Genomic DNA, 8,504 nt, shown 5'->3' on the forward strand with positions numbered 1-8,504 from the left:
GCGGCCCGCGGGCCAGCGAGCGGTACTGATGGATTTCGAGGCAGGTCATGATGCTCGATTGTAGTTTGCCCGGGCCACGCCGAGCGCGAGAAGACCGGCAGCCAGCCCCCAGAAGGCCGAGCCGATGCCCGCCACGCTCAGGCCCGAGGCGGTCACGCCGAAGGTGATCAGCGCGGCGTCGCGGTCGCGCTCGTCGGCCATGGCCTGGGCGAGGCTTGCACCGATGGTGCCCAGCAGTGCGATGCCGGCGATGCCGGTGACCAGCTCGGCCGGGAAGGCTGCGAACAGCGCGGCCACCGTGGCGCCGCCCAGGCCCACCGCGAAGTAGAAGACCCCCGCGGCGATGGCGGCGGTGTAGCGGCGGGCCGGATCCTCATGGGCTTCGCGGCCCATGCAGATCGCGGCGGTGATCGCCGCCAGGTTCAGCGCGAAGGCGCCGAAGGGCGCGAGCAGCACATTGACCACGCCGATCCAGCCCAGCACCGGCGAGATCGGCGTGGCGTGCCCGCTTGCGCGGATGGCGGCCACGCCGGGCAGGTTCTGCGAGGCCATGGTCACGATGAACAGCGGCAGGGCCACGCCGATCAGCGAGGCCATCGACAGGCTGGGCGTGACCCACTGCGGGCTCGCCCAGGTCCAGTGCACGCTGTCCAGCCGCAGGCTGCCTTGTGCGCTGGCCAGGGCGATGCCCACCCCGAAGGCGAGCAGCACCGCGTGCCGCGGCAGCCAGCGGCGCCCGGCCAGCCAGGCGAGCAGCATGGCCAGCACCAGGCCCGAAGGCGAGGCGAGCGCGCCGAAGGCCTGCAGCGCGAATCGCAGCAGCACGCCGGCGAGCATGCCGGTGGCGATCGCCATGGGGATGCGATTGAGCGTGCGCTCGAACAGCCCGGAGAAGCCGGCCAGCGCGGTGAGCCCGGCCGCCACCAGGAAGGCGCCGGTAGCCTCGGCCATCGAGGTGCCGCCGCCCGAGACGGCGAGCAGCGCCGCGCCGGGCGTGGACCAGGCGGTGACCACCGGCAATCGCCAGCGCAGCGACAGGCCGATGCAGGTGACGCCCATGCCCACGCCGAGCGCGAGCATCCACGAGGCGAGCTGCGCTGGCGTGGCGCCGAGCGCGGCCGCGGCCTGGAAGACGATCACCGCCGAGCTGGTGAAGCCCACCAGCACGGTGATGAAGCCGGCCAGGACCGTGGAGCTGGAGAAGTCGGCCAGGCGCATGGGCGCCGGCCGCGTCAGAAGCTGCCCGGCACCAGGATGTCGGGTCCGACCTCGGCGAGATTGCGCCGACCGCAGAAGGCCATGGTGAGGTCGAGCTCGCGGGCGATGATCTCCAGGGCCTTGGTCACGCCGGCCTCGCCCATGGCGCCCAGGCCGTACAGGAAGGAGCGCCCGATGTAGGTGCCGCGCGCGCCCAGGGCGACGGCCTTGAGCACATCCTGGCCGCTGCGCACCCCGCCGTCCATGTGCACCTCGATGCGATCGCCCACGGCATCGACGATGGCCGGCAGCGAGGCGATGGACGACAGCGCGCCATCGAGCTGGCGGCCGCCGTGGTTGGACACGATGAGCGCATCGGCCCCCGTCTGCACCGCGAGCCGGGCGTCTTCCACATCCTGGATGCCCTTGAGGATCAGCTTGCCGCCCCAGCGCTTCTTGATCCACTCGACATCGCCCCAGTTGAGCGTGGGATCGAACTGCTGCGCGGTCCAGGCCGACAGCGAGGACATGTCGGCCACGCCCTTCACATGGCCGACGATGTTGCCGAACTGGCGCCGCGAGGTGCCGAGCATGCCCAGGCACCAGCGCGGCCGGGTCATCATGTTCAGGATGTTGGCCAGGGTGAGCTTGGGCGGCGCCGACAGGCCGTTCTTGAGGTCCTTGTGGCGCTGGCCGAGGATCTGCAGGTCGAGGGTGAGCACCAGCGCGCCGCAGCCGGCGGCCTTGGCGCGGTCGATCAGGCCCTCGATGAAGGCGCGGTCGCGCATCACATAGAGCTGGAACCAGAAAGGCTTGCGGGTATGTGCCTTCACGTCCTCGATCGAGCAGATGCTCATGGTGGACAGCGTGAAGGGCACCCCGAAGCGCTCGGCTGCGCGCGCCGCGAGGATCTCGCCGTCGGCGTGCTGCATGCCGGTGAGCCCGGTGGGGGCGAGCGCCACCGGCATGGCGACATCGACGCCGACCATGCGCCCGGCGATCGAGCGGTTCTCGAGATTGACCGCCACCCGCTGGCGCAGCTTGATGCGCTGAAAGTCGCTCTCGTTGGCGCGGTAGGTGCCTTCGGTCCACGAGCCGGAGTCGGCGTAGTCGTAGAACATGCGGGGCACGCGGGCCTGATGCAGGCGGCGCAGGTCTTCGATGCAGGTGATCACGGTCATGGCGCAGGGCTCTCCTTGGGGGCGATGTTACCCATGCCCGATGGCGGCGCGGGCCATGGCGTAGCGCGGCGCGGGGCGGCAGGTTCCGCAGGCGGGCCTATCGACCGGGTTCAGGCCCCGGCCAGGCGCGCGCCCAGCCAGAGCATCAGCAGGCCCGCGGCCGCGTGCAGGGCGGCATCGCGCCGGCGGGCCCGATGCGGGTCGATGCCGCGCCGCCCGCCGTCCGTGCCATCGCCCCACAGGCGCGCAGCAAGGCGGGCCGCCCCGAGCGCGAGCGCGAGGCTCCACAGCGTGCTGGTCGCGCAGAACACCAGGCCGAGCAGCGCCATGGCCCGCGCGGGGCTGGCGGCATCGGCGGCCACGAATTGCGGCAGCAGCGCCAGAAAGAAAAGCGCCACCTTCGGGTTCAGCAGGTTGCCCAGGCAGCCCTCGGCCAGTGCACGCCAGGGGCGGCCGGTGTCTGCGTTGGCGCGTGCGGCGATGCCTGCCGTCGGGAGCAGGGGATCCGAGGACGGCGATGGCCTGCCGCGCAAGGCCCATGCCTTGGCCAGCAGGCCGGCGCCGATCCAGACCAGCCAGAGCGCGCCGGCCATGCGCAACAGGCCGAAGAGCGTGGGCGAGGCCGCGATCAGCGCCGCCAGCCCGAGCGCGGCCGCGATCGCGTGGCCCAGGCAGCCCAGACTGACCCCGAGCGCCGCGGCGATGCCCTCGCGCGGGCCGCCGGCCGCGGCGCGCCCGAGCACATAGAGCGTGTCCTGTCCCGGCGTGAGGTTGACCAGCACGGCGGTGAGCACGAACAGCGGCAGGTTCTCGATGCCGGTCATGGCGCGCGAGCATACCCCGGCGCACGCCGGGCATTCCGGGCTGACGCCAGCCGGACGGCATGGCCGCAGGGGCAGCGGTATGCTCGCCGTCATTGACCATGGGAGATGACATGAAGGACGCCCTCGACGACGAGCTCGGCTTTGCGGCCTGGAGCCAGCAGCCGATCCGCTACATCGACCGCACCCATGCCTGGTATGACGCGCTGGGTTACGGCAACCCCTACCGCTATGCGCAGTACGCGCAGGTGCCGTTCACGCCGCTGCGCAAGCCGCTGGCCGAGTCGCGCGTGGCCCTGCTCACCACCGCGGCGCCCTACCAGCCCGACAAGGGCGACCAGGGGCCGAACTCGCCCTACAACGCGGCGGCCAAGTTCTACGAGGTGTACTCCGGCGACACCGCGATCGACCACGATCTGCGCATCTCCCATGTCGGGGTGCACCGCAGCTTCATGTCCGATGACTCGGGCTGCTGGTTTCCCCTGCCTGCACTGCGTCGCGCGGCCGCCGCCGGGCGCATCGGTGCGGTCGCGGCGCGATTCCACGGCGTGCCCACCAACCGCAGCCAGCGCCACACCCTCGAGACCGACGCGCCCGAGGTGCTGGCGCGATGCCTCGCCGATGGCGCCGATGTCGCCGTGCTCTTGCCCAACTGCCCGGTCTGTCACCAGACCATGGCGCTGGTGGCCCGGTACCTCGAGGCCGCCGGCCTGCCCACGGTGGTCATGGGCGCGGCCCGTGACATCGTCGAGCTGTGCGGCGTGCCCCGATTCCTGTTCAGCGACTTTCCGCTGGGCAATGCCGCCGGCCTGCCGCACGACCGTGCCTCGCAGCAGGCCACGCTCGAGCTCGCGCTGCGTCTGCTCGAGACCGCGCCTGCGCCGCGCACCACGGTGCAGAATCCGCAGGTCTGGCCAGGACCGGCCGACTGGCGCAACGACTACCTGAACCTCGCCCGGCTCAGCCCCGAGGAGATCGCGCAGCGCCGTGCCGACAACGACCGGATCAAGCAGGTCGCCCAGGGCGTGCGCGACGCCACGCTCACCACCGCGGGCGGCGGCGCGTGAGCGCGGCGTCGGGCCCGGGTCAGGTTGCGGGCGCCGGACCGGGCGAGGCCGCAAGCGCAGGCGCGGCCGCGCCGGATGACGGACCGCCGCCACTGGCCGGTGTGCGGGTGCTCGATTTCACCCACTACCTCGCCGGCCCCTACAGCACCTTCCAGCTCGCCATGCAGGGTGCCGAGGTGATCAAGATCGAGCCGGTCGACGGTGACGACATGCGCCGCAATCCGCTCGATGCCACCTGGGCTGCGCGCGACATGGCGCCGTCCTGGATGGCGGTCAATGCCGGCAAGCGCAGCCTCACCCTCGACCTGGGCCGCCCCGAGGCGCGCGAGATCGTCCACCGGCTGGCCGCGCGCTGCGATGTGGTCTGCGAGAACTTCCGGCCCGGCGTGCTCGAACGCAAGGGCATGGGCTGGTCGCAGCTCTCGGCGCTCAACCCGCGGCTCATCTACTGCGGGCTCTCGGGCTTCGGCAGCACCGGGCCCGAGGCGCGCACCGCCAGCTTCGACGGCAAGATCCAGGCGATGTCGGGCCTGATGTCGATGACCGGCGATGCCACCAGCGGCCCGATGCGCGCCGGCTTCGCGGCCGCCGATGTCACCGCCGGCATGATGGCCGCCTTCGCGGTGGTGAGCGCGCTCTATCAGCGCACGCACACCGGCCGCGGCCAGTTCGTGGATGTGGCCATGCTCGACGCGATGCTCAACTTCCTCAACGGCCAGATGGCCGAGTGGCAGGTGGTGGGCCATCGCCACCCGCCGCTGGGCAACGGATCGGTGAGCCGCAAGCCCACCGCCGATCGCTTCCGCTGCGGCAGTGGCCACATCGTGCTGGCGGTGCTCACCGACCGGCAGTTCGCCAACCTGCTGCAGGCCATCGGCCGCGCCGACGCGCTCACCGACCCGCGCTTTGCCGACTGGCCGGCGCGCACCGCCAACATCGCTGCGCTGCGCGCGCTGATCGAGGACGGCATGGCGCAGGGCGATCCCAAGGACTGGGAGCGGCGCCTGACCGCGGCCGATGTGCCCTGCGCCACGGTGCACAGCCTGGCCGAGATCGCCGAGCACCCGCAGCTCGCCCATCGCGAGCTGCTTCGCGAGGTCTGCACCCCGCACGGCCCGGTGCGTCTGGTCGGGCCGGGCTTCCGGCTTGCCCACGGCAACGGGGGCATCGGGCCGGTGGCCGCGGTCGGCGCGCACACCGAGGCCATCCTCGGCGAGATCGGCTACGACGCCGCGCAGATCGCCGCGCTGCGCGCGGCGAAGGTGGTGTGAGCGCGGTCCTTGCCGGGCCGCGGCCGCGGGTGTTCCCGCTGTCGGCCGTCAGCGCCCGGTGAAGGCGGCGGGCCGCTTCTCCACGAAGTGCGCCACGCCCTCCTTGAAGTCCTCGCTGCCGAAGCTGGCCAGCATCTCCTGGTTGCCCACCTCGATGGCCTGGCGCAGCGGCAGCTGCGCCACCCCCCAGACCTGGCGCTTGATCACCGCCATCGAGCGCGGCGAGACATTGGCCGCGAGGTCGGCGGCGTACTCGCGCACCGCCGCCATCAGCTGCTCGCCGGGGTAGACCCGGTCGACCACGCCCAGTCGCAGGGCCTCGTCGGCGTCGAACTTGCGGGCCGACACCAGCAGATCGAGGGCGGCCGAGTGGCCGGCCACCCGCGGCAGCGTGAAGCTGATGCCGTGCTCTGCGATCAGGCCGCGGCGCGCGAAGGCGGTGGTGAAGCGGGCCTCGCGGGCGGCGAAGCGCTGGTCGCAGTAGAGCGCGTAGACCAGGCCCAGCCCGGCGCAGGCGCCATTGATGGCCGCGATGATCGGCTTGGGCACGGCCGGGAAGTAGGAGTGCTGGGTCTGGTAGTCGGGGCTGGAATCGGGGTCGAAGGCCTGGCCGGCGGCGGCCTCGGCGCCGTTGGCCTGGCTGCCGCCGCTGCGGCCGCGGCTGCTGATGGTGTTCAGGTTGTTCATGTCGGCGCCGGCGCAAAAGCCCCGGCCGGCGCCGGTGAGCACGATCACGCGCACGCCGGGGTCGTCGGCCGCGCGGCGCATGGCGGCGCGCATCTGCTCGCCCATGGTGCCGGTGTAGGCGTTGAGCCGGTCGGGCCGGTTCATGGTGATCGTGGCGATGCGCTCGGACACGTCGTACAGGATCTCGCTGTCGCTCATCTCGGGTCTCCTCGGGTGAATGTCGGGGTCTGTCACCAGGTGTCGACCGGGCGCTTGCGCTGCGCGCGCGCGGCCGGCCGCGGGATAGAGCGCAGGGCGCGCAGGATCCAGCGGCGGGTGTCAGCGGGATCGATCACATCGTCGATCTCGAGGTGTGCGGCCATGTTCAGGGCCTTGCCCTGACGGTAGGCCTCGTCGACCTTGGCCTGGAAGAAGGCCTCACGCTCGGCCGGATCGGCGATCGCCTCCATCTCCTTGCGAAAGCCCAGGCGTACCGAGCCCTCGATGCCCATGGCGCCGAACTCGCCGCTCGGCCAGGCCACGGTGAAGAAGGGCGCGGTGAAGCCGCCGCCGGCCATGGCTTGCGAGCCCAGGCCGTAGCCCTTGCGCAGCACCACGGTGAACAGCGGCACGGTCATGGTGGCTGCGGCCACGAACATGCGCGAGACCCGGCGCACCGCGGCCTCGCGCTCGGACTGCGGCCCGACCATGAAGCCCGGGGTGTCGCACAGCGAGATCACCGGCAGGTCGAAGGCATCGGCCAGCTGCAGGAAGCGCCCGGCCTTCTCGGCGGCCGCGGCATCGATCGCACCGCCGAGGTGGCGCGGGTCGTTGGCGATCAGCGCGAAGGGCTCGCCCTCCAGGCGCACCAGCGCGGTGACGATGCCCACGCCGTAGGCCGCGCGCAGCTCGAGCACCGAGTCCTCGTCGCAGAGCAGCGCGATCACGCGGCGGATGTCGTAGACCCGCAGCCGGTTCTCGGGGATCGCATGGCGCAGCTCGCGGGGGTCGGCAGCCCGCCACTCGCTGCGCGGGCCCTGGAAGTAGGACAGGTAGCGGCGCGCCGCGGCCACCGCCTCGGCCTCGTCGCGCACCGCGATGTCGACCACGCCGTTGGGCACCTGCACCGACATCGGCCCGACATCCTGCGGGCGGTGACGCCCCAGGCCGCCGCCTTCGATCATGGCGGGGCCGCCCATGCCGATCGAGCTGTTCGCGGTGGCGATGATCACATCGCAGCAGCCGAGCAGCGCGGCATTGCCGGCGAAGCAGTAGCCCGAGGTGATGCCCACCCGCGGCACCAGGCCGGACATCCGCGCGAAGTGGTGGAAGGTGGTGAGGTCGAGCCAGGCCACGCCCGGCCAGTCGACATCGCCGGGCCGCCCGCCACCGCCCTCGGCAAAGAGCACGATCGGCAGCCGCCACTGCTCGGCGAGCTGCAGCATGCGGTCGGTCTTCTTGTGGTTGTAGGCGCCCTGGGTGCCGGCCATGACCATGTAGTCGTAGGCCAGCACCAGGCAGCGCGCCTGCTCCGGCGGGCAGTGCGCGCCGTTGACCGTGCCGATGCCGGTGACGATGCCGTCGGCGGGCGCATTGCGCTGCAGGTCGTCCATGGAGCGGCGGCTCCATTGCGCGGCGATGGCCAGCGCGCCGTACTCGACGAAGCTGCCGGCGTCGACCAGGTCGGCGATGTTCTCGCGCGCCGTGCGCGAGCCGGTGGCATGGCGCCGCGCCACCGCGGCTGGCCGGTTCTCGTCCAGGCCGAGCGCGTGGCGGGCGAGGGATTCGGCGAGATCGGGCCGGATGCGGCCCGGATCGGTGTCGCCACCCGCGGCCCGGGCGGCTGTGCCGACCTCGGCGGGTTCGATCAGCGCGAGCAGCTGCTCGGCGCTCACGGTCTCGCCCGGCGTGGCGCACAGCCGGCGCAGGATGCCGCCCACCGGCGCCTCGATCACATGCTGCATCTTCATGGCCTCGAGCACCACCACGGTGGCGCCGGCGGCAAGGCGCTCGCCCGCAGCCGCCTCGAAGGCGACCACGGTGCCATGAAGCGGCGCGAGCAGCGGCACCAGGCCCTCGGCCTGCGCCGCGGCGGCGTCGGCAGTGGCGCTCGCGGGCGCCGTCGGGGCATCGAGCCCGGCCTCGGCCCGCAAGGCCGGGGCGTGGGCCTCGATGAAGCGGGTGTGGATGTCGCCCCGCTCGAGCTCCGGGCGTTGCAGCAGCGCCCGCAACAGGGGCAGGGAGGTGGCCACGCCCTCGATCTGGAACTCGGCGGCGGCGCGGCGCGCGCGGCGCAGTGCC

General features: G+C 72.5%; 7 protein-coding genes. 2 read left to right on the forward strand and 5 right to left on the reverse strand.

The features are described 5' to 3' along the window. Positions 1-45 precede the first annotated feature (45 nt). The 3 genes from AC2H6A_RS15695 to AC2H6A_RS15705 all read right to left on the reverse strand — a co-directional run bounded on the left by AC2H6A_RS15695 (position 46) and on the right by AC2H6A_RS15705 (position 3,202). The gene (locus AC2H6A_RS15695) at positions 46-1,218 is read right to left on the reverse strand and encodes a benzoate/H(+) symporter BenE family transporter (RefSeq protein ID WP_484274618.1); all 1,173 of its coding nucleotides are present in this window, start codon (positions 1,216-1,218) and stop codon (positions 46-48) included. Positions 1,219-1,232: 14 nt separating this feature from the next. Then, the gene (locus tag AC2H6A_RS15700; protein WP_484274620.1) at positions 1,233-2,378 is read right to left on the reverse strand and encodes an alpha-hydroxy acid oxidase; all 1,146 of its coding nucleotides are present in this window, start codon (positions 2,376-2,378) and stop codon (positions 1,233-1,235) included. Positions 2,379-2,488: 110 nt separating this feature from the next. Beyond that, positions 2,489-3,202: a LysE family translocator gene (locus AC2H6A_RS15705; protein ID WP_484274622.1), complete on the reverse strand. Its 714-nt coding sequence runs from the start codon at positions 3,200-3,202 to the stop codon at positions 2,489-2,491. Between the two features lie 110 nt (positions 3,203-3,312). Here AC2H6A_RS15705 and AC2H6A_RS15710 point away from each other — a divergent pair, with 110 nt between their 5' ends. Next, entirely contained in the window at positions 3,313-4,266 is a 954-nt protein-coding gene (locus AC2H6A_RS15710) for a reductase (RefSeq protein WP_484274624.1), read from the forward strand. Continuing rightward, positions 4,263-5,537 (forward strand): CaiB/BaiF CoA transferase family protein, encoded by a 1,275-nt coding sequence (locus AC2H6A_RS15715; RefSeq protein WP_484274625.1) that lies wholly within the window; start codon positions 4,263-4,265, stop codon positions 5,535-5,537. Before AC2H6A_RS15710 ends, AC2H6A_RS15715 begins: the two co-directional genes overlap by 4 nt. 48 nt (positions 5,538-5,585) lie before the next feature. Here the strand turns inward: AC2H6A_RS15715 and AC2H6A_RS15720 are convergent, their stop codons facing one another. Both AC2H6A_RS15720 and AC2H6A_RS15725 read right to left on the reverse strand, forming a co-directional pair. Continuing rightward, on the reverse strand, positions 5,586-6,422 hold the full coding sequence (locus AC2H6A_RS15720) for an enoyl-CoA hydratase (protein WP_484274627.1): 837 nt from the start codon (positions 6,420-6,422) through the stop codon (positions 5,586-5,588). A gap of 32 nt (positions 6,423-6,454) precedes the next feature. Next, the coding region (locus AC2H6A_RS15725) for a carboxyl transferase domain-containing protein (RefSeq protein ID WP_484274628.1) at positions 6,455-8,504 on the reverse strand (2,050 nt) is incomplete at its 5' end.

This window comes from Quisquiliibacterium sp., assembly GCF_982640115.1.

Excerpts from the sequence above, each read along its gene's own strand:
- AC2H6A_RS15695 (WP_484274618.1), bottom strand. The coding sequence starts at position 1,218 with ATGCGCCTGGCCGACTTCTCCAGCTCCACGGTCCTGGCCGGCTTCATC.
- AC2H6A_RS15700 (WP_484274620.1), bottom strand. The coding sequence starts at position 2,378 with ATGACCGTGATCACCTGCATCGAAGACCTGCGCCGCCTGCATCAGGCC.
- AC2H6A_RS15705 (WP_484274622.1), bottom strand. The coding sequence starts at position 3,202 with ATGACCGGCATCGAGAACCTGCCGCTGTTCGTGCTCACCGCCGTGCTG.
- AC2H6A_RS15710 (WP_484274624.1), top strand. The coding sequence starts at position 3,313 with ATGAAGGACGCCCTCGACGACGAGCTCGGCTTTGCGGCCTGGAGCCAG.
- AC2H6A_RS15720 (WP_484274627.1), bottom strand. The coding sequence starts at position 6,422 with ATGAGCGACAGCGAGATCCTGTACGACGTGTCCGAGCGCATCGCCACG.